The organism is Marcopretia estuarina LEGE 06307, assembly GCF_056633115.1.
Window position 1 is genome coordinate 306,254 of sequence record NZ_JBSJOY010000002.1, and the last position, 23,522, is coordinate 329,775.

Genomic DNA, 23,522 nt, shown 5'->3' on the forward strand with positions numbered 1-23,522 from the left:
CGGTAAAGACCGCGAAGGGCGAGTTTTCGTTGACGGAGATGTTGTCAACAGAGATAGCGCGATCGTCGTCTTTGAGAGCGTTTGGATCGATGTTACCGGTGTTGTTATCCGGGTAGATATTGCCGGTGCCGTCATCAAGGATGGTGGCGGTGCCAGTGGAGAGTGAGCCGCCGGTGGGTGTGACGGCGAGCTGGAAGGTTTCCGGACCCTCAAAGGTGTTGTCATCGTTGATGGCAACACGAACGAGAAGGGAGCCGTCGATCAGGTTAACGGTGCCGGAGGTGTAGTCGATCCATTCGGAGCCGTTGAAGTATTGGATCTGGGTATCGGTGTCGGTGCCAAGAGCGGCGTCATTGGTGGCACCGTTGGCATCATTTTGCAGAGCAAGGGTAACGGGCTGCTCGCCAGTGCCCGAGACGGTAAAGACCGCGAAGGGCGAGTTTTCGTTGACGGAGATGTTGTCAACAGAGATAGCGCGATCGTCGTCTTTGAGAGCGTTTGGATCGATGTTACCGGTGTTGTTATCCGGGTAGATATTGCCGGTGCCGTCATCAAGGATGGTGGCGGTGCCAGTGGAGAGTGAGCCGCCGGTGGGTGTGACGGCGAGCTGGAAGGTTTCCGGACCCTCAAAGGTGTTGTCATCGTTGATGGCAACACGAACGAGAAGGGAGCCGTCGATCAGGTTAACGGTGCCGGAGGTGTAGTCGATCCATTCGGAGCCGTTGAAGTATTGGATCTGGGTATCGGTGTCGGTGCCAAGAGCGGCGTCATTGGTGGCACCGTTGGCATCATTTTGCAGAGCAAGGGTAACGGGCTGCTCGCCAGTGCCCGAGACGGTAAAGACCGCGAAGGGCGAGTTTTCGTTGACGGAGATGTTGTCAACAGAGATGGCGCCGTCATTGTCTATGTTGGTGATGTCAATAACGGCCTTGCGGCCATTAAAGGCAACATCGGACGAGCTACTTGTAGCTGTGATCGTATACGTGATATTGCCGTCAAGGATGACGTCGTTGACGCCTGTGACGGTTACAACCTGGGGTGAGTTCCAGTTGGCTGTTGTAAAGGTCAGTGACGTGGTGCTCAGGCTGCCTTCGGTGGCGTCCAGGCCTGTGAGCGTGACGGTGACGGTTGCAGATGGTTGAGCTGAGAGCTGCAGACTAAACGTTGCTGATGTGCCGGATTCATTGGTTGTGAGCGGACCTCCCGTGAGCACGAGGTCTTTGCTCACCACGTTGGTGAATGCTGGACCTTGGCTGAAATCGAGCGCGTAGAACGCAGTGCCTGAGCCATTGCCGGCGCCTACGGTATAGGTGAGTTGCGACACCTCATCAAAACTGACACGCACGCGATAGTTGTCGCCAGTTGTTGTTCCTGGGAGCGCAGTGATATTGCCAGGGCTGCTGCTTGGGTTTGGTGCAAAGCTTGTGGTCGCGCCATTCACTGAAACGGCCAATGCCGTCGAGCTGCTGAGCTCGATGCCGCCGACATCGGTAAACGAAGTGAACTGATTGCCGCCGTTACCGCTGGAGCTGCTGCTTGTACTGTCAAGGTCATACGAATTAGTAAAGACATTTCTAAGGGTGACGGCCGTGCCACTCGGATTTGTGCCGGCGCTATAACTCCCGCCTTCAATGAATCCCACCGTGAACGAGGCTGAACCCCCGCTGGAGTTCCAGTTGAAGTTTGGCTGAAGGAATCTGGCTGGCGTTCCGCCGAGAGCAGATGTGCTGTAGGGGTTCGAGGTGCTGTCGAACGCAGTCATCGTGCCCGACGTAATCGAGTTGAATGTGACGATTGCGTCGACGACCTGCCCGTCGATCGTGATTACATTTCTGTACAACCATGTTTCACCGGCTGTGTTGGCGGATCCTGCGATACGTCGATCGCCGGTGGCGCTTGTATCGTTGACGCTGAAATCAAGAGGTTGCCCTGCAACGTCGATGAACGAGGCGGCGAGGGAAATAGACTGACTCTCAGTCGCAGAGACGGAGAAGGCGGCAAAGGGTGCGTCTTCGTCGACCGAGATAGAATTAACAGAAACAACGCGATCAACATCTTTGGCCGCGTTGTTTCTGGTTGTGCCGTCTGGATTAAAGATGGTACCGGCCCCGTCGCCGACAATGGTGGCGGTGCCTGAGGTGGCACTGCCGCCAGTGGGAGTGGCGGAGAGCGTGAAGGTTGCAGAACCCTCAAAGGTGGCGTCGTTGAGGATGGGAACGCGGACTAGGAGAGTGCCTTCGTTGCCATTGAGAGCGACAGAGCCAGTGGAGTAGGCCGTCCAGGTGTTGCCGTTATCAGCGGAGACTTCCAGTGTGTTGGTGACATTGCTGTCAGCGCCGGAGGCCGCGGAGCCGCCGTTGGCAAGGGAGAGGGAAACGTCCTGCCCGAATGCGCCATCAACGGTGAAGACGACGAAGGGAGAGGCCTCGTTGACGGTGGGGCTGGTGACGGTGACGACGTTGTCATCGTCCGTGTTGGTGATGTCAATGAGAGCCTTGCGGCCATTGAAGGCAAGATCGGACGAGCTGCTCTTTGCTGTGATCGTATAGGTGATGTTGCCGTCATGGATGATGTCGTCGACGCCAGTGACGGTTACAATACTGGGGTGAGTTCCAGTTGGCAGTTGTAAATTTCAGGGTAGTGGTGCTCAGGCTGCCTTCGGTGGCGTCTAGGCCTGTGAGCGTGACGGTGACGGTTGCAGATGGTTGAGCTGAAAGCTGCAGACTCAACGTTGCCGATGTGCCGGATTCATTGGTTGTGAGAGGGCCTCCCGTGAGCACGAGATCTTTGCTCACCACGTTGGTGAACCTTGGGCCTTGGCTGAAATCGAGCGCGTAGAACGCAGCGCCTGAACCATTGCCGGCACCTACGGTGTAGGTTAATTCCGACACCTCATCAAAATTGACACGTACACGATAGTTGTCGCCAGCCGTTGTTCCTGGGAGCGCAGTGATAATCCCAGGGATGTTGGCTGGTTTTGGGGCAAAGCTTGTGGTCGCGCCATTCACTGAAGCGACCAATTCCGTTGAGCTGCTGAGCTCGAGGCCGTCGACATCGGCAAATGATATGAAGCGATTGCCGCTGCTGCCTGTTGGGCTGTTGCTTGAGCTGCCAAGGCCATATGAATTGACAATGACATTCCTAAGGGTGACGGCTGTGCCTTTCGGACTTGTGCCGTCGCTGTAGCTACCGCCTTGAATGAATCTCACCCTGAACGTAGCTGAACCCCCGCTAGAGTTCCAGTTGAAGTTTGGCTGAAGGAATCTGGCTGGCGTTCCGCCGAGGACGGATGTGCTGTATGGGTTCGATTTGCTGTCGAACGCAGTCATGGTGCCCGATGTAATCGAGTTGAATGTGACGATTGCGTCGACGACCTGCCCGTCCACCGTGATTACATTTCTGTACAACCATGTTTCGCCGGCTGTGTTGGCGGATCCTGCGATGCGGTGATCACCGGTGGCGCTTGGATCGTTGACGCTGAAGTCAAGAGGCTGCCCTGCTACGTCGATGAACCCGCCGAGGCTCCATGGCCACGTCCCTAACCGACTTGGATTGAAGATGGGTGGCAGCGAGTCTGTCCCGTCGTTTGCTGCGCTGACCGACCAGGACTCAAGGTTCATGCCTTTAATTCGCCGCGAGGTTGCTGCGACCTTGGCTCCTGTGAGTTCCTGCACCAGCGCCACGAAGCCACGGTCAGCGCCCACCTCGCAGCTCCACAAGGCGATGGTGCCTATCTGCCACTGGTTCAACAGATCAGCATTGGCCATCAGGCTGGCCGCATCAATCCAATGGCCGCCGATCTGGATGGCGCCGGGCCGGCCGTGGCCCACCACGTGCAGGGTGCCCACCGGCTGAGACTTAAGCCGGCGATGGCGAAGCTCTTCGCTGATGGTTCGCAGCGGGTTGTGGCAATGTCCCAGCGCCACCAGATCGTGCAGGGCGCTCGGAAGCAGCTCGCCGATTCGGGGGCATAGACCATCCGCCACGATCAGGGATTTGGTGGCGACGGCTGACTGCACCAACGAACGGGTCTGCATCTGGATGGGCACTGCCAAAACAGCCTCACCATACATGCAGTCAATTCTCACCAAGCTGTCAGATCTAAGCCATCTTCCGTTAAGCGAGGAAATGGCGAGACAACGTGATCCCGATGCGATTGGGATGATGCAGAGCGGATGTGCGGCCAACACCGCAGGCAGGCGCTCAGAAAGGCCTCATTGTTCGGCCAGCGGCGCACGATCGCGGTGGTCTCCAGCTGGGCGAGACCGGATCACTAGGTCCTGCGCTGCATCTGCTCCCCTGCCAGCCGTTCGTGCAGCTGCTCGATCAGTCGCTGCAGGCGCTCGGGCTGCAGATGGCCAAGGTTTTCACCCTCGGGAGTGGCCTTCGAAGCTGCCAGGTCCAGCTGGCAGCTCTTTCGGCATCGATCAGCAGGCAGGCCTCAGGCACCACTGACAGCGCCCGGCAGTGTGGCCAGGTTGACAGCTCGCCGGGTTGCCACCGACCTGCCAGGGGGCGCCCACGACCGGCCATGTCTTCGCTGGCTCTCTCCTCTCTGGGATTGGCTTTTCTGGGATGGGCGATGCCGGTTTCGAACCAGCGACATCCTGCTTGTAAGGCAGGCGCTCTACCGCTGAGCTAATCGCCCCAGGTGTGCATTCTGGCCGTGTCACCCCCCATGCTGGCAACCATCCGGCGCCCGCACCTCGATGGCCAGTGGCCGCAGCCACGACCGCGCCATCTGTTGGCTATGCGTGCCCTTCGGGCTGCTGTGGTGGCCGTGGCTCGGTCTGGCCGGGGTGGTGAGCGGCTGCAGCAGCTTCCTGGTGGGGGGCTTGTGGCTGTCCCCCGACCTCGACACCGTCTCGCGGCCGCTGCGCCGCTGGGGGCCGCTGGCGGTGCTCTGGTATCCCTATCGCCGCTGCCTGCGGCACCGCTCGATCGCCTCCCACGGTCCGCTGCTGGGCACCGCCCTGCGCCTGGCCTACCTGGCGGTGTGGCTGCTGGTGCTCAGCCTGCTGCTGCAGCCCTTTGGCGCCCCCTCCCCGCGCACACTCGCCGCTGGACTGCAGACGTTGTGGAGCGTCCACGGCCCGCTGGTGCTGGTGGGCCTGGCCGGGCTGGAAGCCAGCAGCTGGCTGCATCTGCTCCAGGACGGCGACCCCGATGTGCGGCTGCCGCGCCGCTGGCGCCCCCGGCGCCGGCGCCCGCGCGGCGTCAGCGCCCGGTCCGTGAGACGGTGAGGGGCAAGGGCGCTGCGCCCCCCTCATGCCTCGCCATGCCAGCTGAATCCGATCCCAGCGCATCGCGTGAAGTCGCGGCTCTGATCGCCGTGGTGGAGCGCCTGCGCGATCCCGTGCAGGGCTGCCCCTGGGACCTGGAGCAGACCCACAGCTCCTTGATCCCCTACGTGCTGGAGGAGGCCCACGAGGTGGCCGACGCCATCCGCCACGGCGACGACGCCCACCTGCAGGAGGAACTGGGCGACCTGCTGCTGCAGGTGCTGCTGCATGCGCAGATCGCCAGCGAGACCGGGCGCTTCGATCTGGCCGCGATCGCTCGCGGCCTGCGCCACAAGCTGGTGCGCCGCCACCCCCATGTGTTCGCCGCCGCGGCTGAGGCCAACCGGGGCCTGGCCGGCGACAGTGCCGCCGTGCGCCGCAGCTGGGAGGCGATCAAGGGCGAGGAGCAGGAGCTCGAGCACCACCGGCAACAGGAGCAGGTCGCTGCCGCCAGCAGTGAGCCCAACACTGGTGAGCCGTTCACCGGCCAGCCCGGCTCGGCGCCGCTCAGTGCCCGCCTGGCCCGCAAGCTGCGTGGTCAGCCGGCGCTGGCCGGCGCCATGACCCTCTCGCGCAAGGCCGCCGCCGCCGGCTTCGAGTGGGAAAGCATGGCGGGCGTGTGGGCCAAGGTGGAAGAGGAACTGGCCGAGTTGCGCGAGGCGGTGGCCAGCGGCGATCGCGCCCATGCCGAATCGGAGCTGGGCGATGTGATCTTCACGCTGGTGAATGTGGCCCGCTGGTGCGGGCTCGATCCCGACGAGGGCCTGGCGGGCACCAACCGCCGCTTCCTCGACCGTTTCTCCCGCGTGGAAGCGGCCCTGGGCGGGGACCTCAGTGGCCAGAGCATCGAACGGCTGGAGGGGCTGTGGCAGCAGGCCAAGGCGCAGATCCGCGCCGCCCAGGACAGCTGAAGCCGCTGGCGTCTCAGTCGTCGCTGAGCCCCTGGCGGGAACGGCGCTGGCCCTTGATGGCGCTGCGCAGCCGCTTGGCCGTGAGCCGTCGCTCCACGGCCCCGCGGCCCGGCCGGGTGGGGCGACGGGGCGGCGGCGGTGGGGCGATCGCCTCCGCCAGCAGCCTCACCAGCCGGCGTTCGGCGGCCTGGCGGTTCAGCCACTGCGAGCGGTGTTCGGAGGCGGCAATCACCAGCACCCCATCCACCAGGCGCCCCTCCAGCCGGCGCAGGGCCCGCTGGCGCAGCACGGGCGTCAGCGCGCTCGACGCGGCCAGGGCGAACACCAGCTCCACCCGCGAATCGGTGGTGTTCACGCTCTGCCCCCCGGGGCCGCCCGAGCGCGAGAAGCGCCAGCTCAGTTCAGCGGCCGGAATCCGCACCGACGCTGTCACGGTCAGATCAGAAGCCATGGCCCCAGGCTGCCAGAACCCGGCAGGGGGCGCCGGGCGGGCAGGTGCGCCGCGACACCGCCACGGAACGCTTAGCTGGGAAGCAATGCTCCGCTGTGCGATGCCCGATCCCGTCGTCTTCGATCCCACGCCCAGTTCCGCCGGCCCCGGCTGGGTGGATGAGATCCACCAGGGCGTCCGCTACGGCCTGGAGGCCGAGGTGCTGGTGGAGCGCTCCAGTGCGTTTCAGCGCATCACCGTGATCGACAGCCGCACCTACGGCAAGGCCCTGCTGCTCGACGGCTGCTGGATGACGGCCGAGCGGCAGGAACGGCACTACCACGAACCGCTTGTGCACCCCGCCCTCTGCGCCGCTGAGCGGATCGAGCGGGTGCTGGTGATCGGTGGCGGCGATGGCGGCACGGCCCGCGAATGCCTGCGCCACCCGGGCGTGGTGCAGCTCGACATGGTCGAGATCGACGGGGAGGTGGTGGAGCTCTGCCGGCAGCATCTGCCTGGGTTGGGGGGCGGCGCCTGGAGCGACCCCCGCTTCCGGCTCACCATCGGCGACGGCATCGCCTGGGTGGCTGCTGCCGCCACTGCCAGCTACGACGTGGTGATCGTGGATGGCTCCGACCCGGCCGGCCCTGCCGAGGGTCTGTTCAACCGCGCCTTCTTCGAGCACTGCCGCCGCCTGCTGCGGCCCGGTGGCGTGTTCGCCACCCAGAGCGAATCGCCCGAGGCCTTCCGCGCCGTGCACGTGGCCACGGTGCGGCTGCTGCGGGAGGTGTTCGGCCATGCCGATCCTCTCTATGGCTGGGTGCCCATGTACCCCAGCGGCTGGTGGAGCTGGACCTTCGCTGCCACCGACGGGCCCCGCTACCGCCGGGCCCTGCCGGAGCGCGCCGCGTCCGTGGCCGAGGGCTGCTCGATCTGGAGCCCCCGCTGGCAGGCCGGTGCCTTCGAGGCGGTACCCGCCGCGATCGAACGGGAGCTGCAGGCATGAGCAACGCCTCTCCCATCGAGCTGTCCGCCGCCGACCCTTCCAGCGGCGAGCCTTCCGCTGCCGAGCTCTTCGCCACCGAGGGGGCGATCTTCATGGCGGCCCGGCGGGATCCGGCCGGCTGCCGCGTCGGCCTGTTCGGCGTGCCCTACGACGGCACCACCTCCTTCCGCCCCGGCACCCGCTTCGGGCCGGCGGCGATCCGGGAGGTGAGCAGCGGGCTGGAAGCCTATGACCCGCAGCTGGATCTGGATCTGGAGGATCTGGCCTTCGCCGATCTCGGCGCCGTGGACATTCCCTTCGGAGCGCCCGAGCCGGTGGTGGCGGCCGTGCGCCAGGCCACCGAGGCGGTGCTGGCGCACGGACTGCGCCCGCTGATGCTGGGCGGCGAGCATTCGATCAGCAGCGGCGCGGTGGCGGCGGTGGCCAGCCGCCATCCGGATCTGGTGATGGTGCAGCTCGATGCCCACGCCGATCTGCGTGACAGCTGGCTGGGCACGCGCCACAGCCATGCCTGCGCCATGCGCCGCTGTCTGGAGGTGCTTCCCAGCGGCGTGCTGCGCCAGATCGCCATCCGCAGCGGCACACGCGAGGAGTTCAGCGAGCTGCGCCGCACCGGCCGCCTGGTGGGCCGCGCCGGCGGTTGCGGCCTGGCACCGGAGCTGTTGCAAGCGGATCTGGCCGCGGCGCTGCAGCCGCTGCGCGGCCGGCCGCTTTATCTCACCGTCGACCTTGACTGGTTCGATCCGGCCGTGATGGCGGGCACCGGCACACCGGAACCGGGCGGCTTCCTCTGGGGCCACTTCGCCGCCCTGCTGGAGGAGCTGCGCCACCACGATCTGGTGGCGGCCGATGTGGTGGAACTGGCGCCGATGCTTGACCCCAGCGGCTGCAGCGCCGTGCTGGCCGCAAAGGTGACCCGCAGCCTGCTGCTGCTGCTGGGGCGCGAACGCCCCAGTGCGGGTCAGTAGCAATAGGAGCCGCTGGTGCGTTGCTCGCGCAATCGCTCGTGCTGCTGACCGATCAACACCACCGCCAGGGTGGGGTGGTTGTGGAGCAGGTTGAGGAAGCGCAGGCGACCGAGCCGCACCAGCTCCACCGGGGTGCGTGCCAGGGCCTCGTTGCGGAAGAAGCCACCCCGCCAGACGATGTCCTGGTAACTGAACAGTTCGCCGGGGCGGTAACAGAGCCGCTCGCCGCTGGGATCGATCAACTCAACGATCCCTTTGCGGACGGCGTAGATGGCACTGGCGGTGTCACCGCGTTTGAAAATCGAAGATCCGGTGGGGAGCGTGAGGATGTCTCCGTCCACCTGTCGGGCCATCAGGTCAACCGGGGTCGTGCTGGCAAGAGTGAGCAATCATCTACCTCCTGAAATCGGGGGAAAGAGCCACCCTGCCAGCAGCGGCGCAGGCCGTTGCTGGCAGGAGTGACAGCCCAAGATCGTAACGTCAACTCACACGCAATCAAGCTTGAAGCGGCCGGAATGTGCTCGGCTACACCGAAGCGGGGAGCAGGTCGGTGAGGGCCAGTTGGCGGATGGTCGGTGCCGCCCCGGGGTGTGGATGGCTGTAGGGAAGAATTTCTGACACGGGCAGCCGCGGGCTGCGTGCCGTCCAGTGGTGGCACCAGAGATCAGAGGCCAGCTCCTGATGGATCTCCAGGCGGCGCAGATGGCACCAGCCCATGGCCTCAGCGCTGGGGGGGCTGCAGTGACGACAGCTGCGGCAGGAGGAACGCTGGCCCATTGCTGGCCGATTTTTGGTTCCTCAAGGTAATGACTGCTGCAGCGCATTAACAGAGAAAGAACCGAACCAGCGGGAAGTCTTCGGATTTGCAGACGCGTCTCCATAGGATCGCGCCACTTCTTTCCCTGGCGAGGCGACAGCCCATGGCCGATCCCTCCGTGCCCGCCGCTCCCCTCAGGCACACGCCCCTGGCCGACGCCTGCCGCGGGGCCGGTGGGCGCATGGTGCCCTTCGCCGGCTGGGAGATGGCGGTGCAGTTCTCGGGGCTGGTGGCGGAGCACCAGGCCGTGCGCCAGCACTGTGGTGTCTTCGACATCTCCCACATGGGGGTGCTGACCCTGCGGGGGGACGGCGTCAAGGACGCCCTCCAGGCGCTGGTGCCCAGCGACCTGCACCGCATCGGCCCTGGCGAGGCCTGCTACACGGTGCTGCTCAATGCGGCCGGCGGCATCCGCGACGACCTGATCGTCTACGACTGCGGGCGCCAGCCCGGGCCGGAGGGCGACGCCGATGTGCTGGTGCTGGTGATCAACGCCGCCTGCGCCGAGGCAGACACCGCCTGGCTGCGTTCCCAGCTGGAACCACACGGGATCGTCGTGGCCGACCGCAAGGGGGAGGGGGTGCTGCTGGCCCTGCAGGGCCCGGAGGCCGAGGCCCGGCTGGCCGCCCTCAGCGGCGCCGATCTGACCGGCCTGCCCCGTTTCGGTCACCGCACGTTGCCGTTGGCGGGCAGTGCGGTGGGGGCAGCACATGGCGCCATGGCGTTCGTGGGCCGCACCGGCTACACCGGCGAAGACGGTTTCGAGCTGCTGCTGGCGGCCGGCCCCGGCCAGGCCCTGTGGCAGCAACTGCTGGCCGAAGGGGTGACCCCCTGCGGGCTCGGTGCCCGTGACACCCTGCGCCTGGAGGCGGCCATGCACCTCTACGGCAACGACATGGACGCCACCACCTCCCCCCTGGAGGCCTCGCTGGGCTGGCTGGTGCACCTGGAGATGCCGGCGACGTTCATCGGCCGCGATGTGCTCGAACGCCAGACCGCCACAGGGGTGAGCCGCCGCCTGGTGGGCCTGAAGCTGCAGGGCCGGGCGATCGCCCGCCATGGCTACCCGGTGCTGCGCGACGGCCAGGTGGTGGGCGAGGTCACCAGCGGCACCTGGTCGCCCACGCTTGCCGAAGCGATCGCCCTGGCCTATGTACCCGCCGACGCGGCCCGGCCCGGCACGGCGCTGACGGTGGAGATCCGCGGCCGCCAGGAGCCGGCGGTGGTGGTGCGACGTCCGTTCTACCGGCGTCCCTGAGCCGCCCGGGCCCTGGCGCGCGAGCCGCTGGGGGCCTGGCGCCTGAGGCCCTGTGGGAAACTCGCCCTTCCCCTCGATTTCCCCCATGCGCAGCCACGGATGCGGCGACCTGCGCAGCGATGCCACGGGCCAGGCCGTGTCGCTGTGCGGCTGGGTGGACCGGCGGCGTGATCACGGCGGTGTGATCTTCATCGATCTGCGCGACCGCAGCGGCACCGTGCAGATCACGGTGGATCCCGATCTTTCCCCCGCCGCGTTCGCCGTGGCCGAGCGGCTGCGCAACGAAACCGTGCTGAAGGTGTCGGGCACAGTGCGCGATCGTCCCGCCGACTCCCGCAACGAGCGGCTCGCCACCGGCGCCGTCGAGGTGCTGGCCAGCGCGATCGAGGTGCTCAACGAGGTGCGGGGCAATCTGCCCTTCCCGGTGTCGGTGCACGACGACACGCCGGTGCGGGAGGAACTGCGCCTGCGCCACCGCTATCTGGATCTGCGCCGCGAGCGCATGAACGGCAACCTGCGGCTGCGCGCCCAGACCATCCAGGCGGCCCGCCGCTTCCTCGAGGCCGAGGGCTTCATCGAGGTGGAAACGCCCGTGCTCACCCGCTCCACCCCCGAGGGTGCCCGTGACTACCTGGTGCCGAGCCGGGTGTGCGGCGGGGAGTGGTTCGCCCTGCCCCAGTCGCCCCAGCTGTTCAAGCAGCTGCTGATGGTGGGTGGCATCGAGCGCTACTACCAGGTGGCCCGCTGCTTCCGCGACGAAGACCTGCGCGCCGACCGCCAGCCGGAGTTCACCCAGCTGGACATGGAGATGAGCTTCATGGAGCAGGAGCAGATCCTGCAGCTCAACGAACGGCTGATCGCCACGATCTGGCGCGCCGTCAAGGGCATCGAGCTGCCCAGCCCCTTCCCCCGGCTCACCTGGCAGGAGGCGATGGACCGCTACGGCACCGACCGGCCCGACACCCGCTATGGCCTGGAGCTCACCAACGTGAGCGACATCGTGGCCACCAGCGGCTTCAAGGTGTTCTCCGGCGCCGTGGCCGCCGGTGGAGCGGTGAAATGCATCGCGATCCCCGGCGGCAACGACGCGATCAGCAACGTCCGCATCAAGCCCGGCGGCGACGTGTTCTCTGAAGCCACCACCGCCGGCGCCGGGGGCCTGGCCTTCATCCGCGTGCGGGAGGGGGGCGAGATCGACAGCATCGGCGCCATCAAGGACAACCTGAGTGCCGAGGGCAAGGCCGAGCTGCTGCGCCGCACCGGCGCCGAGCCTGGCACCCTGCTGCTGTTCGGTGCCGGCGACACCGCCACGGTGAACAAAGCGCTCGATCGGGTGCGCCAGTTCCTGGCCCGTGAGCTGGGTCTGGTGCCCGCCAGCGGCGCCGGCGGCGCCTGGAACTTCCTCTGGGTGGTGGATTTCCCGATGTTCGAGTTCAACGCCGAGGAGAACCGGCTTGAGGCTCTGCACCATCCCTTCTGCGCGCCCAATGCCACCGATCTCGGCGCCGATCCGGCCGGCTGGCCCACGGCCCTGCCCACCGCCCGCGCCCAGGCCTACGACCTGGTGCTCAACGGCCTGGAACTGGGGGGTGGTTCGCTGCGCATCCACGACGCCGCCCTGCAGAAACAGGTGCTGCAGACGATCGGCCTGCCGCTGGAAGAGGCCGAGCGGCAGTTCGGCTTCCTGATCGAAGCGCTCGACATGGGCGCCCCGCCCCACGGCGGCATCGCCTTCGGTCTCGATCGCATGGTGATGCTGCTGGCGGGTGAGGAGTCGATCCGCGACACGATCGCCTTCCCCAAGACGCAGCAGGCCCGTTGCCTGCTCACCCAGGCCCCGGCCGATGTGTCCATGAAGCAGCTGGACGAGCTGCATGTGGCCAGCACCTGGGTGGCGGAGGAGGGCTGAGCCCGCAGCGGCCGCCAATGTTTCCCACGGGCTGTGGCGTTGTTGCCGCAGGCCGTATCCCCACGGCTAGAACGAGGTTCCCACCTCTCCCCCGAACGCCCCCATGGCCGTCACCGCTCCTCCGATCGACATCGGCATTCCTGAGAGCCAGCGGCTGCAGATCGCCGCTGGCCTCGGCAACGTGCTGGCCGATTCCTACGTGCTCTACGCCAAGACCCACGGCTTCCACTGGAACGTCACCGGGCCGATGTTCAACACGCTCCATCTGATGTTCATGGACCAGTACACGGAGTTGTGGACGGCCCTCGACCTGATCGCCGAGCGGATCCGTGCCCTCGGTTGCCCGGCCCCCTACGGCGGCACTACCTATGCGGGCCTCTCCTCGATCCCCGAAACCGAAGGTGTGCCCGCCGCCCTCGCCATGGTGCGCGAGCTGGTGGAGGGCCACGAAGCGGTGGCTCGCACGATCCGCTCGGTGTTCACCGTGGCTGATGAGGCCAACGACCAACCCACCGCCGACCTGCTGACCCAGCGCCTGCAGATCCACGAGAAAACCGCGTGGATGCTGCGCAGCCTGCTGGAGGGCTGAGTCTCGCGGTGGTGGCGCAGGCCGTGTTGCCCGCGCAGCGGGCCTGGTGGCGGCGGCTTCAGTGCGGGCGGAGGACGCTCGATAGATTGATGTGTCCGCCAGTGCCTGCTCCACCCCCATGGCGAAGTTCGTGTTCGTGACCGGCGGGGTGGTGTCGAGCATCGGCAAGGGCATCGTGGCGGCCAGCCTCGGGCGACTGCTCAAATCCCGTGGCTACAGCGTTTCGATCCTCAAGCTCGACCCCTACCTGAACGTGGATCCGGGCACGATGAGCCCGTACCAGCACGGCGAAGTGTTCGTCACCCAGGACGGCGCTGAGACCGACCTTGACCTGGGCCACTACGAGCGCTTCACCGACACCGCCATGTCACGCCTCAACAGCGTGACCACCGGCTCCATCTACCAGGCGGTGATCAACAAGGAGCGCCGCGGCGACTACGAAGGCGGCACCGTCCAGGTGATTCCGCACATCACCCGGGAGATCCGCGAACGCATCCACCGGCTGGCCGCCGACAGCGGCGTGGATGTGGTGATCACAGAGATCGGCGGCACCGTGGGCGACATCGAATCGCTGCCCTTCCTGGAGGCCATCCGTGAGTTCCGCGGGGATGTGGGCCGCCACGACCTGGCCTACGTGCACGTCACCCTGCTGCCCTACATCGGCACCTCCGGCGAACTCAAGACCAAGCCCACCCAGCACTCGGTCAAGGAGTTGCGCTCGATCGGCATCCAGCCCGATCTGCTGGTGTGCCGCAGCGACCGGCCGATCACCGAGGAGCTCAAGGCCAAGATCGGCGGCTTCTGCGGTGTGTCCACCCACGCGGTGATCGAAGCCCTTGATGCCGACAGCATCTACGCGGTGCCGCTGGCGATGGAGCGCGAGGGGCTCTGCCGCGAAGTGCTCGATGTGCTCGGCCTCGACGACCACAGCAGCGACATGGCCCGCTGGGAGGAGCTGGTGCGCAAGCTGCGCAACCCCGGCCCGCCGGTGAAGGTGGCCCTGGTGGGCAAGTATGTGCAGCTCAACGATGCCTACCTCTCGGTGGTGGAGGCGCTGCGTCACGCCTGCCTGGAGCAGGACGCCTCCCTCGATCTGCACTGGGTGAGCGCCGAGCAGATCGAAACCGAAGGGGCCGATGCGCTGCTGCAGGGCATGGATGCGGTGGTGGTGCCCGGCGGCTTCGGTAACCGCGGCGTCGATGGCAAGGTGGCGGCGATCCGCTGGGCGCGGGAGCAGCGCGTGCCGTTCCTCGGGCTGTGCCTGGGCATGCAGTGCGCCGTGATCGAGTGGGCGCGCCACCTGGCGGGCCTGGAAGGGGCCACCAGCGCCGAGATCGATGCCGATGCAGCCCATCCCGTCATCCACCTGCTGCCCGAACAGCAGGACGTGGTCGACCTGGGCGGCACCATGCGCCTCGGCGTCTATCCATGCCGCCTGCAGCCCGGCACCATGGCCGAACGGCTCTATGGCGAAGCGGTGGTGTACGAGCGGCACCGCCACCGCTACGAGTTCAACAACGCCTACCGCAACCTGTTCCTCGACTCCAACTTCCGCATCAGCGGCACCTCGCCTGATGGCCGCCTCGTGGAGCTGATCGAGCTGGAAGGCCACCCGTTCTTCACCGCCTGCCAGTTCCACCCCGAGTTCCTCTCCCGGCCCGGCCGCCCCCATCCGCTCTTCCGTGGCCTCGTGGAAGCGGCCCAGTTGCGCCATGCCGCCGGCAGCGCCAGTGAGGCCGCGGCCAGCGAGGCGGCTCTTGCCGCCCTGGAGCGTTCCCAGCCCGACCCAGTTGCCGGTCTGCCCGTTTCCCCTTGAGTCTTTTCTCCTGAGCCTTTCCCGTTGAGCCTTGCCCTGCCCGTGGCCATGACTCCGCCGGCGTCCGCTGCCCTGCCGGTGGTGGAAACCTTCCACTCGATCCAGGGGGAAGGAAGCCACGCTGGTCGCAGTGCGTTCTTCCTGCGGCTGGCGGGCTGCACGGTGGGTTGTCCCTGGTGTGACACCAAGGGCTCCTGGCCGCAGCAGGCCCATCCGCTGCAGCCCCTGGCGGCGCTGGCGGCGGAGCTGACGGCGGCGGCGGCGGCCGGAGCGGCCTTTGTGGTGATCACCGGCGGAGAACCGCTGCACCACGACCTCACGGCCCTGTGCGCCCAGCTGCGCGGCGCCGTGGATCCGCCGCTGCCCCTGCACCTGGAAACCAGCGGTGTCGATCGCCTCAGCGGCCGTTTCGACTGGATCACCCTCTCGCCCAAACGCCACCGGCCGCCGCTGCAGGAGCTGCTCAGCTGCTGCGACGAGCTCAAGGTGGTGGTGCACGAGCCCGCCGACCTCGCCTTCGCCACCGCCATGGCCGCGGCGGCCCGGCAGGAGCGGCACACGGCTCCGCCCCAGCTGCTGCTGCAACCCGGTTGGCAGAGCAGCCAGGGGCGGGCGCTGGCCTTGGAGTTCGTGCGCGCCAGTCCCGACTGGCGGCTCAGCCTGCAGAGCCACAAGTGGCTGGGGGTGCGCTGAGCGGCGATCCCGCAAACTGTCCCCAGACCTGGACATGGGCGTGGAGAAACTGCAGAGCCTGCGCGGCATGGTGGATCTGCTGCCGGCGCAGCTGCCGGTCTGGCAGCACGTGGAGGCGGTGGCCCGCGATCACTTCCGCCGTGCCGGGCTGAGTGAGATCCGCACGCCGCTGCTGGAGGTCACCGAGCTGTTTGCCCGGGGCATCGGCGAGGCCACCGATGTGGTGGGCAAGGAGATGTACAGCTTCGAAGACCGGGGTCAGCGCCGCTGCACGCTGCGGCCGGAAGGCACCGCTTCGGTGGTGCGGGCGGTGCTGGAGCACGGCCTGCTCAGCCAGGGCCCGCAGCGGCTCTGGTACGGCGGCCCGATGTTCCGCTACGAACGGCCCCAGGCCGGGCGTCAGCGCCAGTTCCACCAGATCGGCCTGGAGTTTCTCGGTGCTACCGATCCCCGCAGCGATGCCGAAGCGATCGCGATCGCCTGGGATTTGCTCACCGCCCTGGGCGTCAGCGGCCTGGCGCTGGAGCTCAACTCCCTGGGCGATGCCAGCGACCGGGCGGCGTACCGGCAGGCGCTGGTGGGCTGGCTGGAGCAGCGGCGCGAGCAGCTCGACCCGGAGGCGTGCGAGCGCATCGCCACCAACCCGCTGCGCATCCTCGACAGCAAGAACCCGGCCACCCAGGCCGTCCTGGCGGACGCGCCGCTGCTGATCGACCACCTCAGCGCGGCGAGCCGCCAGCGCTTCGAGCAGGTGCGCGAGCTGCTCGATCGCCTCGCGATTCCTTACCAGCTCAACCCCCGCCTGGTGCGCGGGCTCGACTACTACGCCCACACGGCGTTCGAGATCACCAGCGATCAGCTGGGTGCCCAGGCCACCGTCTGTGGCGGCGGCCGCTACGACGGGCTGGTGGAGCAGCTGGGCGGGCCGGCCACAGCGGCGATCGGCTGGGCGATCGGCATGGAGCGGCTGGTCGTGCTGCTGGAGCGTGCCGGTGCGACCGGCGCCGCGGCGCCGGTGCCGGCGGTGTACGTGGTGAGCCGCGGGCCCCTGGCGGAAGCGATGGCGCTCGATCTCGCCACGCAGCTGCGGCGCCGGGGCCAGGCGGCGGAGCTGGATCTCTCCGGTGCCGCCTTCGCGCGGCAGCTCAAGCGCGCCGACCGCTCCGGCGCCCCCTGGGCGGTGGTGATCGGCGAAAGCGAAGCGGAACAGGGCCTGGTGCTGCTCAAGAATCTGCTGGGCGGCGGTGCCGAGCAGCGGCTCAGCCCGTCGGCCGTTCTTGCCCAGCTCGCCGGATCCGCCGGCTGACTGGATCAGCCGGTTCACCAGTGCCCGCCGGCCCGGATCACCCCGTCGACCTGAACACCAGAGCGACCGGATCAGCAAGTTGACTCCGCAACGGCAAGAGGCCCGGCCAGCGGGGATAATTTCCGGAACAGGATGAATGGATTCAGGGTGAGCCGTTGGACGTAGTGCATCCGCCCGAGGTTCGCTCCATCTGCTGCATCGGTGCCGGCTATGTCGGCGGGCCGACGATGGCGGTGATTGCCGATCGCTGCCCGCACCTCCAGGTCACCCTGGTGGACCTCAACGCCGCCAGGATCGCCGCCTGGAACGACCCGGATCTCGCCAACCTGCCGGTCTATGAGCCGGGACTGGCGGAGGTGGTGGGCCGCTGCCGCGGTCGCAATCTGCACTTCACCACCGAGGTGGATGACGCCATCGCCAGCGCCGACATGGTGTTCCTCTCGGTGAACACCCCCACCAAGACCCGCGGTCTGGGAGCGGGGCAGGCCTCCGACCTGCGCTGGATCGAAGCTTCGGCCCGCCAGGTGGCGGCGCAGGCCACGGGCCACACGATCGTGGTGGAGAAAAGCACCCTGCCGGTGCGCACGGCCGAAACGATCAAGCAGATCCTGATGGGATCCCAGAGCCTGGCCGGCGGTGCCAGTCCGGGCGGCGAGTCCGGCGTGGAGGCGAAAACCTTCTCGGTGCTCTCCAATCCGGAATTCCTGGCAGAGGGCACCGCCATTCGCGATCTTGAGCATCCCGACCGGGTGCTGATCGGTGGCGAAGACCCTGCGGCGATCGCCGCGCTGTCGGCCATCTATGGCCATTGGGTGGACCCGGAGCGCATCCTGCACACCAACCTGTGGAGCAGCGAGCTCTCCAAGCTCACCGCCAACGCCTTCCTGGCCCAGCGCATCTCTTCGATCAACGCCGTGGGTGCGCTGTGCGAGGCCACTGGCGCTGACATCACCGAAGTGGCGCGGGCAATCGGCAGCGACTCGCGCATCGGCATGAAGTTTCTCGCCGCGGGCCCCGGCTTCGGCGGCAGTTGCTTCCAGAAGGACATTCTCAACCTCGTCTACCTCTGCCGCCATTACGGCCTCGACGACGCTGCCAGCTACTGGGAGCAGGTGGTGGTTTTCAACAGCTGGCAGCAGCAGCGCATTGCCCGACTTGTGGTGAGCCGGCTGTTCGGCACCGTGAGCGGCAAGCGCCTGGCGGTGCTGGGTTTCGCCTTCAAGGCCGACACCAACGACACCCGCGAGTCACCGGCCATTGCGATCTGCCGTGGTCTGCTTGAGGAAGGGGCTCACCTGGTGATTCACGACCCCAAGGTGGCCACCACCCAGATCAGCGCCGATCTGGGCCGCCCACCCGATACCTGTGAGCGTGACTTTGTCGATGACGGCAAGTGGCAGCGGGCGGAAACCCCGCTGGAGGCCGTGACGGGCGCCGATGCGGTGATCGTGCTCACCGAATGGGGCGCTTACCGCACGCTTGACTGGCAGGCGATCGCCGCCGCAATGCGACGGCCGGCCTGGCTGTTCGACGTGCGTGACATCACCGACACCGCAGCGGCACGTCAGGCTGGTCTGCAAGTGTGGTCCGTGGGCAAGGGCTGAGTAGTGACGGCACCTGTGGCTTCAAGGCGCAACCTGGTGACCGGTGGCGCCGGCTTTCTCGGTTCCACCCTGGTGGACCGGTTGATGGAGGCTGGCGAGGAGGTGATCTGCCTCGACAACTACTTCACTGGCACCAAGGTCAACGTCGCCCGCTGGATCGGGCATCCCAGCTTCGAGCTGATTCGCCATGACGTGACCGAGCCGATCCTGCTGGAGGTTGACCGGATCTGGCACCTGGCTTGCCCCGCTTCGCCGCGGTACTACCAGGCCAACCCGATCAAGACCGCCAAGACGAGTTTTCTCGGCACCTACAACATGCTGGGTCTGGCCCGCCGGGTCGGAGCCCGCTTGCTGATGGCCAGCACCAGCGAGGTGTATGGCGATCCGGAAGTGCATCCACAGCCCGAGAGTTATCGCGGTTGCGTGAACACCACCGGCATCCGTTCCTGTTACGACGAAGGCAAGCGCATTGCCGAGGCGCTCTGCTTCGATTACCACCGAATGCATGGCACGGAGATTCGCGTGGCGCGCATCTTCAACACCTACGGACCGCGCATGTTTTCTGATGATGGCCGTGTGGTGAGTAACTTCGTGGTCCAGGCCTTGCGCGGTCAACCCCTTACCCTGTACGGCGACGGAAGCCAGACCCGCAGCTTCTGCTATGTCGATGATCTTGTGGAAGGATTGATTCGCTTAATGAACGCGAACCATAATGGACCGATCAACATCGGCAATCCAGGTGAATTCACCATCCGCCAGCTGGCTGATCTGGTGCGCGCTCGCATCAACCCATCGCTGCCCTTTGTCTATCTGCCGCTGCCGCAGGATGACCCGCTCCAACGCCAGCCGGTGATCGACCTGGCCCGTCGCGAACTGGGCTGGGAACCCAAGGTGTCCTTGGAAGAGGGGTTGGACCCCACGATCGCCTACTTTCGCCGCAGCCTGGGGCTCGATTCATGACCCTGCTTGTGACTGGAGGGGCTGGCTACATCGGCAGCCATACGGTGCGTGCCCTGCAGCAGGCGGGCCACCGGCCTGTGGTGCTCGACAACCTCGTGTATGGGCACCGTTCCATCGTGGAAGAAGTGCTGCGAGTGCCGCTGGTGCAGGGCCAGGTAGGTGATCGTGCCTTGATTGAGGCCTTGCTCAGCGGCCGCCATCCCGCCTGCGGCGGTGTGCCAGTGCGTGCTGTGCTGCATTTCGCCGCCTATGCCTATGTGGGCGAATCGGTTCTGGATCCTGCCAAGTATTACCGCAACAATCTCGGCGACACCCTCACCTTGCTCGAAGCGCTCGTGGAGCCGGTGCGCACCGGCCAAGGGCCCGCCATCCCGATCGTGTTCTCCTCCACCTGCGCAACGTATGGCAGCCCGGAGACGGTGCCGATCACGGAGGACACCCCCCAGCGGCCGATCAATTCCTATGGACGCAGCAAGTGGATGGTGGAGCAGATGCTGGCAGATTTCGCGGCCGCCTATGGGCTGCCCAGCGTGATCTTCCGCTATTTCAATGCGGCCGGCGCTGATCCGCACGGTGACCTCGGCGAAGACCACGACCCCGAAACCCACCTGATCCCGCTGGTGCTCGATGCGATTTCCGGCCGGCGCGAGAGCATCAAGATCTTCGGCACCGATTACCCCACCCCCGATGGCACCTGCCTGCGGGATTACATCCACGTCAGTGATCTGGCCGACGCCCATGTGCTGGGCCTTGAGCATCTTCTGGCCGGCGGGGCGCACCAGCCGGTTGAGCCGTTGATCTTCAACCTCGGCACGGGCACGGCCTTTTCGGTCCAGGAGGTGCTCACCGCGGCCCAGGAGGTCACGCAACGCCCGCTCACCGCCGTGGTGGCGCCGCGCCGGCCTGGAGATCCGCCGACCCTGGTGGCCAGCGCGCAGAAGGCCCGGCAGGTGCTCGGCTGGGAGCCCCGTTACCCGGATCTGCGCGAGATCATCGCCCACGCCTGGGCGTGGCACCAGCGCACCGGACCCACCCCCTGAACCATGGCGTCACCCGTGTTGCCTCCAGCTGGACCCATCCTCGTGACTGGCGCTGCCGGGTTCATTGGCGCGGCGCTCTGCGAGCGCCTGCTGGCCCGTGGCGAACGGGTGATCGGCCTCGACAACCTCAACAGCTACTACGACCCGGCCCTCAAGCAGGCACGGCTGGCCCGGCTTGAGCGCAGCGATGGCTTCCGTTTTCACCGCCTGGATCTGGAGAATGGGGAGGCCATGGCGGCGCTGTTCGCGGCCGAGCGCCCCGCACGGGTGGTGCATCTGGCCGCCCAGGCGGGGGTGCGCTACTCGCTGGAGAACCCCGCCGCCTACATCCAGAGCAACCTGGTGGGGTTCGGCCACATCCTGGAGGGGTGCCGCCATCACGGCGCCGGCCACCTTGTGTATGCCTCCAGCAGCTCCGTGTATGGCGGCAACCGCCGCATGCCCTTCTGCGAGCAGGACGCGGTCAACCATCCGGTGAGCCTGTACGCGGCCACCAAGAAGGCCAACGAGCTCATGGCGCACACCTACAGCCACCTCTATGGGCTGCCCGCCACCGGTCTGCGCTTTTTCACCGTCTATGGCCCCTGGGGCCGGCCGGACATGGCCCCGATGCTGTTCGCCCGCGCCATCCTGGCCGGCGAGCCGATCCGGGTGTTCAACCACGGCCGCATGCAGCGGGATTTCACCTACATCGACGACATCGTTGAGGGGGTGGTGCGCTGCCTCGATAAACCGGCCACCGCCGATCCGCTCTTCGACCCACTGGCCCCCAATCCCGCCACCGCGGCGGTGCCCCACCGGGTGTTCAACATCGGCAACAGCCAGCCCACGCCTCTGCTCGAGTTCATCGGGGTGATGGAGGCGGCACTCGGCACCCCGGCGATCCAGAGCCTGGAGCCGATGCAGCCTGGAGACGTGGAGGCCACCGCTGCCGACACCGCCGCCCTCGAGGCTTGGGTGGGCTTTGCGCCCCACACCCCGATCACAGAGGGTGTGGCCCGCTTCGCCCACTGGTACCGCAGCTACTACCAGGCCTGAGCAGAACAAAAAAAGCGGGCCCTCGGGCCCGCGAAGCTTGAAGCCGAGCAGGGGGAATCAGGCCGAACCCACACCCACATAGGAGCCGTAGAAGAACAGGCCGACCACGAAGATCACGGCGATACCGCCGGCGGTGGCCACCAACCAGAGGGGAAGAACCCCTTCGGTCCAGCGGCTCTTCCAGGCCACGGCCGGTCGGCCGTCAGGCAGGCGATCGGGAATGCGACCGTCAGGTAGTGCGGATTTCTTGCCGCTCATGGCTGAATCTCCCGATCAGTTGAAGAAGTAGCTGGTGAACAGAACGCCGATGACGAACACAAACAGCAGGCCCAGATAAAGGCTGGTGCGGTTGAGTTCGACCGGCAGATTGTTCGGGTTGGGATTGCGCTGCATGGCGGAAATCAGCGGCGGACGAATTGCATGGCCGCCAGGGCTCCCAGGAAGAAAACCGTGGGGATGCCCAGCGCATGAACCGACAACCACCGCACCGTGAAGATGGGGTAGTTGCGTGGCGTGGTGGAGACAGAAGACTGGGTCATGGCGTTACTTGAGGCGCAGGTCAAGCTGGCTCTTGCCCTCGTAACGCTGGCTCACCACCGGTGCCTTGGCTTCCTGGGGTTGGAAGTAGGCATCGGGGCGAGGCGTTCCGAAGGCGTCGTACGCCAAGCCAGTGGAGACGAAGAGGAATCCGGCCAGGAAGATCGCCGGCAAGGTGACGGCGTGGATGACCCAGTAGCGGATGCTCGTAATGATCTCGAAGAACGGGCGTTCCCCGGTGGAGCCGGCAGCCATAGCAGCGGGCAAATCAGCTACGGAATCTTAAGGGTCGGGCTGTGACCGGCGAGAGGCGGAGCGGCGGTTGGTTACACAGGGATGCAGTTGGGCCGGCTGGCCCTAGCCCACCCAGCGCAGCAGGTTGCCCCGTTCGCCCAGCACGAAGCCCTTGCCGTCGCTGGTGAAGCTGATCCGGGTGAAGTTCGTGGGCTGGACGGCGCCCACCGGATCGCGCTCCCAGTGGCTGCCGCCGTCGTGGCTTACCAGCAGGGTGCCGCTGCCGCCGCCGGTCCACACGTCACCATTCGGCCTCCAGGCCATGTCGAGGTAGCCGAAGCCGTTGGTGATCGGGATCACCGGCTTGCTCCAGGCCTCCGGATCGGTGGCATCGTCGTTGAAGCGCAGCTGGGCGCCCCGGGTGACCATCCAGAGGTGGCCGTCGGGTTGGAAGCCCATGCTCTGAAGGCGCTGGCTGCTCACCCGCTGGTGGGGCTGCCAGACCGCCTGGCCCGGCTCCCAGGTGGCGAAGAAGTTGCCGAGGCTGGACACGCTCACGTAGCGGCCGTCGGAGGAGCGGCGCAGGTCGCGCACGGCGCCGGCCGCATCGCTCACTTCCGCCTGCCAGGTGACGCCCGCATCGCCGGTGCTGTAGATCGCCCCCACGGTGGTGGCCAGCTCCGCACTGCCCCGACCGGTGGCGGTGACGGTATAGGGATCGCCAGGCAGCTTGGTGTCGAGCAGCAGGCGTTCCCAGCTCCTGCCGGCATCAGCGGTATGCAACAGCAGGCCCGGTTGGCCCACGATCCAGCCCTCTGCTCCGCTGAAGTCGATGCTGATCAGACGGAAGTTCTCCCCATCGGGCAGATCAAGGGAGCGCTCCTCCCAGCTGGCCCCGCCGTTGTCGGTTTCGAGGATCAGCCGGTTGCTGCCCACCAGGAAGCCGTGCTTGGCATCGGTGAAGGCCACATCGAGAGGGTTGGCGCTGGTGGACAGCGCCACGGGCTGCCAGGGGCTGGTGGCGGCCACGGGCAGGCCGGTGGTGACGCAGCCGCCGAGGCCGAAGCTGAGGCCGAGCGTGATCAGCACGGCCAGCAGGGGAGAGAACAGGCGCTTCACGGGGG

24 protein-coding genes and 1 tRNA gene are annotated in these 23,522 nt (G+C 66.7%); 14 read left to right on the forward strand and 11 right to left on the reverse strand.

Annotated features, from left to right (window positions below):
- The 3 genes from ACWJI3_RS05795 to ACWJI3_RS05805 form a co-directional block, all read right to left on the reverse strand.
- On the reverse strand, positions 1-1,762 hold a 1,762-nt coding region (locus ACWJI3_RS05795), incomplete at its 3' end, for a hypothetical protein (RefSeq protein WP_480203165.1).
- A 799-nt stretch (positions 1,763-2,561) separates the two neighbouring features.
- Complete coding sequence (locus ACWJI3_RS05800) at positions 2,562-4,049, reverse strand: DUF4347 domain-containing protein (protein ID WP_480203368.1); 1,488 nt, start codon at positions 4,047-4,049, stop codon at positions 2,562-2,564.
- Between the two features lie 527 nt (positions 4,050-4,576).
- Positions 4,577-4,648: transfer RNA gene (locus tag ACWJI3_RS05805), tRNA-Val, on the reverse strand.
- A 61-nt stretch (positions 4,649-4,709) separates the two neighbouring features.
- On the opposite strand from ACWJI3_RS05805, the gene ACWJI3_RS05810 reads away from it, so the two are divergent.
- Positions 4,710-5,243, forward strand: coding sequence for a metal-binding protein (locus tag ACWJI3_RS05810; protein WP_255140902.1), 534 nt, complete (start codon positions 4,710-4,712; stop codon positions 5,241-5,243).
- A 35-nt stretch (positions 5,244-5,278) separates the two neighbouring features.
- Positions 5,279-6,193, forward strand: coding sequence for a nucleoside triphosphate pyrophosphohydrolase (gene mazG / locus ACWJI3_RS05815; protein ID WP_480203166.1), 915 nt, complete (start codon positions 5,279-5,281; stop codon positions 6,191-6,193).
- Positions 6,194-6,206: 13 nt separating this feature from the next.
- On the opposite strand, the gene arfB is transcribed toward mazG, so the two are convergent.
- Positions 6,207-6,644, reverse strand: a complete 438-nt coding sequence (arfB, locus tag ACWJI3_RS05820; protein ID WP_255100325.1) for an alternative ribosome rescue aminoacyl-tRNA hydrolase ArfB — start codon at positions 6,642-6,644, stop codon at positions 6,207-6,209.
- Positions 6,645-6,744: 100 nt separating this feature from the next.
- Between arfB and speE the strand changes: the two genes are divergently transcribed.
- Together speE and speB are read left to right on the forward strand one after the other, a co-directional pair.
- Positions 6,745-7,629, forward strand: a complete 885-nt coding sequence (speE, locus tag ACWJI3_RS05825; protein ID WP_480203167.1) for a polyamine aminopropyltransferase — start codon at positions 6,745-6,747, stop codon at positions 7,627-7,629.
- Positions 7,630-7,721: 92 nt separating this feature from the next.
- Complete coding sequence (gene speB / locus ACWJI3_RS05830) at positions 7,722-8,597, forward strand: agmatinase (RefSeq protein WP_480203369.1); 876 nt, start codon at positions 7,722-7,724, stop codon at positions 8,595-8,597.
- On the opposite strand, the gene ACWJI3_RS05835 is transcribed toward speB, so the two are convergent.
- The gene (locus ACWJI3_RS05835; protein ID WP_094514594.1) at positions 8,591-8,950 is read right to left on the reverse strand and encodes a Crp/Fnr family transcriptional regulator; all 360 of its coding nucleotides are present in this window, start codon (positions 8,948-8,950) and stop codon (positions 8,591-8,593) included. The genes speB and ACWJI3_RS05835 overlap by 7 nt on opposite strands.
- A gap of 172 nt (positions 8,951-9,122) precedes the next feature.
- Positions 9,123-9,314, reverse strand: coding sequence for a hypothetical protein (locus ACWJI3_RS05840; protein ID WP_233133118.1), 192 nt, complete (start codon positions 9,312-9,314; stop codon positions 9,123-9,125).
- 203 nt (positions 9,315-9,517) lie between these two features.
- On the opposite strand from ACWJI3_RS05840, the gene gcvT reads away from it, so the two are divergent.
- From gcvT to ACWJI3_RS05890, 10 genes are all read left to right on the forward strand, one after another.
- Positions 9,518-10,672: a glycine cleavage system aminomethyltransferase GcvT gene (gene gcvT, locus ACWJI3_RS05845; RefSeq protein WP_480203168.1), complete on the forward strand. Its 1,155-nt coding sequence runs from the start codon at positions 9,518-9,520 to the stop codon at positions 10,670-10,672.
- Between the two features lie 85 nt (positions 10,673-10,757).
- Positions 10,758-12,581: an aspartate--tRNA ligase gene (aspS, locus tag ACWJI3_RS05850; protein ID WP_255140906.1), complete on the forward strand. Its 1,824-nt coding sequence runs from the start codon at positions 10,758-10,760 to the stop codon at positions 12,579-12,581.
- 103 nt (positions 12,582-12,684) lie between these two features.
- Complete coding sequence (locus ACWJI3_RS05855) at positions 12,685-13,170, forward strand: Dps family protein (RefSeq protein WP_255100321.1); 486 nt, start codon at positions 12,685-12,687, stop codon at positions 13,168-13,170.
- Between the two features lie 118 nt (positions 13,171-13,288).
- Positions 13,289-14,986, forward strand: coding sequence for a CTP synthase (locus tag ACWJI3_RS05860; RefSeq protein WP_255100319.1), 1,698 nt, complete (start codon positions 13,289-13,291; stop codon positions 14,984-14,986).
- 48 nt (positions 14,987-15,034) lie between these two features.
- Positions 15,035-15,679: a 7-carboxy-7-deazaguanine synthase QueE gene (locus ACWJI3_RS05865; RefSeq protein ID WP_480203370.1), complete on the forward strand. Its 645-nt coding sequence runs from the start codon at positions 15,035-15,037 to the stop codon at positions 15,677-15,679.
- A 40-nt stretch (positions 15,680-15,719) separates the two neighbouring features.
- The gene (gene hisS, locus ACWJI3_RS05870; RefSeq protein ID WP_094514602.1) at positions 15,720-16,985 is read left to right on the forward strand and encodes a histidine--tRNA ligase; all 1,266 of its coding nucleotides are present in this window, start codon (positions 15,720-15,722) and stop codon (positions 16,983-16,985) included.
- Positions 16,986-17,212: 227 nt separating this feature from the next.
- Entirely contained in the window at positions 17,213-18,589 is a 1,377-nt protein-coding gene (locus ACWJI3_RS05875) for a nucleotide sugar dehydrogenase (RefSeq protein ID WP_399220124.1), read from the forward strand.
- A gap of 3 nt (positions 18,590-18,592) precedes the next feature.
- Positions 18,593-19,549 (forward strand): UDP-glucuronic acid decarboxylase family protein, encoded by a 957-nt coding sequence (locus ACWJI3_RS05880; RefSeq protein WP_255100317.1) that lies wholly within the window; start codon positions 18,593-18,595, stop codon positions 19,547-19,549.
- A complete protein-coding gene (gene galE / locus ACWJI3_RS05885; protein ID WP_094514458.1) occupies positions 19,546-20,589 on the forward strand; it encodes a UDP-glucose 4-epimerase GalE in 1,044 nt (347 codons plus the stop codon). Before ACWJI3_RS05880 ends, galE begins: the two co-directional genes overlap by 4 nt.
- 3 nt (positions 20,590-20,592) lie before the next feature.
- Positions 20,593-21,627: an NAD-dependent epimerase gene (locus ACWJI3_RS05890; RefSeq protein WP_480203169.1), complete on the forward strand. Its 1,035-nt coding sequence runs from the start codon at positions 20,593-20,595 to the stop codon at positions 21,625-21,627.
- Positions 21,628-21,684: 57 nt separating this feature from the next.
- On the opposite strand, the gene ACWJI3_RS05895 is transcribed toward ACWJI3_RS05890, so the two are convergent.
- The 5 genes from ACWJI3_RS05895 to ACWJI3_RS05915 form a co-directional block, all read right to left on the reverse strand.
- Positions 21,685-21,885 carry a photosystem II reaction center protein J gene (locus tag ACWJI3_RS05895; protein WP_094514462.1) on the reverse strand — a complete coding sequence of 67 codons (201 nt, stop codon included), beginning with the start codon at positions 21,883-21,885 and terminating at the stop codon, positions 21,685-21,687.
- A gap of 15 nt (positions 21,886-21,900) precedes the next feature.
- A complete protein-coding gene (psbL, locus tag ACWJI3_RS05900; protein ID WP_006173008.1) occupies positions 21,901-22,020 on the reverse strand; it encodes a photosystem II reaction center protein PsbL in 120 nt (39 codons plus the stop codon).
- Positions 22,021-22,028: 8 nt separating this feature from the next.
- On the reverse strand, positions 22,029-22,166 hold the full coding sequence (gene psbF, locus ACWJI3_RS05905; RefSeq protein ID WP_094514464.1) for a cytochrome b559 subunit beta: 138 nt from the start codon (positions 22,164-22,166) through the stop codon (positions 22,029-22,031).
- Positions 22,167-22,170: 4 nt separating this feature from the next.
- Positions 22,171-22,419 (reverse strand): cytochrome b559 subunit alpha, encoded by a 249-nt coding sequence (gene psbE / locus ACWJI3_RS05910; protein ID WP_094514466.1) that lies wholly within the window; start codon positions 22,417-22,419, stop codon positions 22,171-22,173.
- Positions 22,420-22,521: 102 nt separating this feature from the next.
- Positions 22,522-23,517: a photosynthesis system II assembly factor Ycf48 gene (locus tag ACWJI3_RS05915; protein ID WP_480203371.1), complete on the reverse strand. Its 996-nt coding sequence runs from the start codon at positions 23,515-23,517 to the stop codon at positions 22,522-22,524.
- Between the last annotated feature and the right edge of the window lie 5 nt (positions 23,518-23,522).

What these genes read in the sequence shown, in the direction of transcription:
- ACWJI3_RS05855 (WP_255100321.1), top strand. Translation starts at nt 12,685, where the DNA reads ATGGCCGTCACCGCTCCTCCGATCGACATCGGCATTCCTGAGAGCCAG.
- ACWJI3_RS05835 (WP_094514594.1), bottom strand. Translation starts at nt 8,950, where the DNA reads ATGGCCCGACAGGTGGACGGAGACATCCTCACGCTCCCCACCGGATCT.
- gcvT (WP_480203168.1), top strand. Translation starts at nt 9,518, where the DNA reads ATGGCCGATCCCTCCGTGCCCGCCGCTCCCCTCAGGCACACGCCCCTG.
- psbL (WP_006173008.1), bottom strand. Translation starts at nt 22,020, where the DNA reads ATGCAGCGCAATCCCAACCCGAACAATCTGCCGGTCGAACTCAACCGC.
- psbE (WP_094514466.1), bottom strand. Translation starts at nt 22,419, where the DNA reads ATGGCTGCCGGCTCCACCGGGGAACGCCCGTTCTTCGAGATCATTACG.
- ACWJI3_RS05890 (WP_480203169.1), top strand. Translation starts at nt 20,593, where the DNA reads ATGGCGTCACCCGTGTTGCCTCCAGCTGGACCCATCCTCGTGACTGGC.
- psbF (WP_094514464.1), bottom strand. Translation starts at nt 22,166, where the DNA reads ATGACCCAGTCTTCTGTCTCCACCACGCCACGCAACTACCCCATCTTC.
- ACWJI3_RS05895 (WP_094514462.1), bottom strand. Translation starts at nt 21,885, where the DNA reads ATGAGCGGCAAGAAATCCGCACTACCTGACGGTCGCATTCCCGATCGC.
- mazG (WP_480203166.1), top strand. Translation starts at nt 5,279, where the DNA reads ATGCCAGCTGAATCCGATCCCAGCGCATCGCGTGAAGTCGCGGCTCTG.
- ACWJI3_RS05865 (WP_480203370.1), top strand. Translation starts at nt 15,035, where the DNA reads ATGACTCCGCCGGCGTCCGCTGCCCTGCCGGTGGTGGAAACCTTCCAC.
- ACWJI3_RS05840 (WP_233133118.1), bottom strand. Translation starts at nt 9,314, where the DNA reads ATGGGCTGGTGCCATCTGCGCCGCCTGGAGATCCATCAGGAGCTGGCC.
- arfB (WP_255100325.1), bottom strand. Translation starts at nt 6,644, where the DNA reads ATGGCTTCTGATCTGACCGTGACAGCGTCGGTGCGGATTCCGGCCGCT.
- ACWJI3_RS05860 (WP_255100319.1), top strand. Translation starts at nt 13,289, where the DNA reads ATGGCGAAGTTCGTGTTCGTGACCGGCGGGGTGGTGTCGAGCATCGGC.
- galE (WP_094514458.1), top strand. Translation starts at nt 19,546, where the DNA reads ATGACCCTGCTTGTGACTGGAGGGGCTGGCTACATCGGCAGCCATACG.
- ACWJI3_RS05810 (WP_255140902.1), top strand. Translation starts at nt 4,710, where the DNA reads ATGGCCAGTGGCCGCAGCCACGACCGCGCCATCTGTTGGCTATGCGTG.
- speE (WP_480203167.1), top strand. Translation starts at nt 6,745, where the DNA reads ATGCCCGATCCCGTCGTCTTCGATCCCACGCCCAGTTCCGCCGGCCCC.
- ACWJI3_RS05875 (WP_399220124.1), top strand. Translation starts at nt 17,213, where the DNA reads ATGGCGGTGATTGCCGATCGCTGCCCGCACCTCCAGGTCACCCTGGTG.
- aspS (WP_255140906.1), top strand. Translation starts at nt 10,758, where the DNA reads ATGCGCAGCCACGGATGCGGCGACCTGCGCAGCGATGCCACGGGCCAG.
- speB (WP_480203369.1), top strand. Translation starts at nt 7,722, where the DNA reads ATGGCGGCCCGGCGGGATCCGGCCGGCTGCCGCGTCGGCCTGTTCGGC.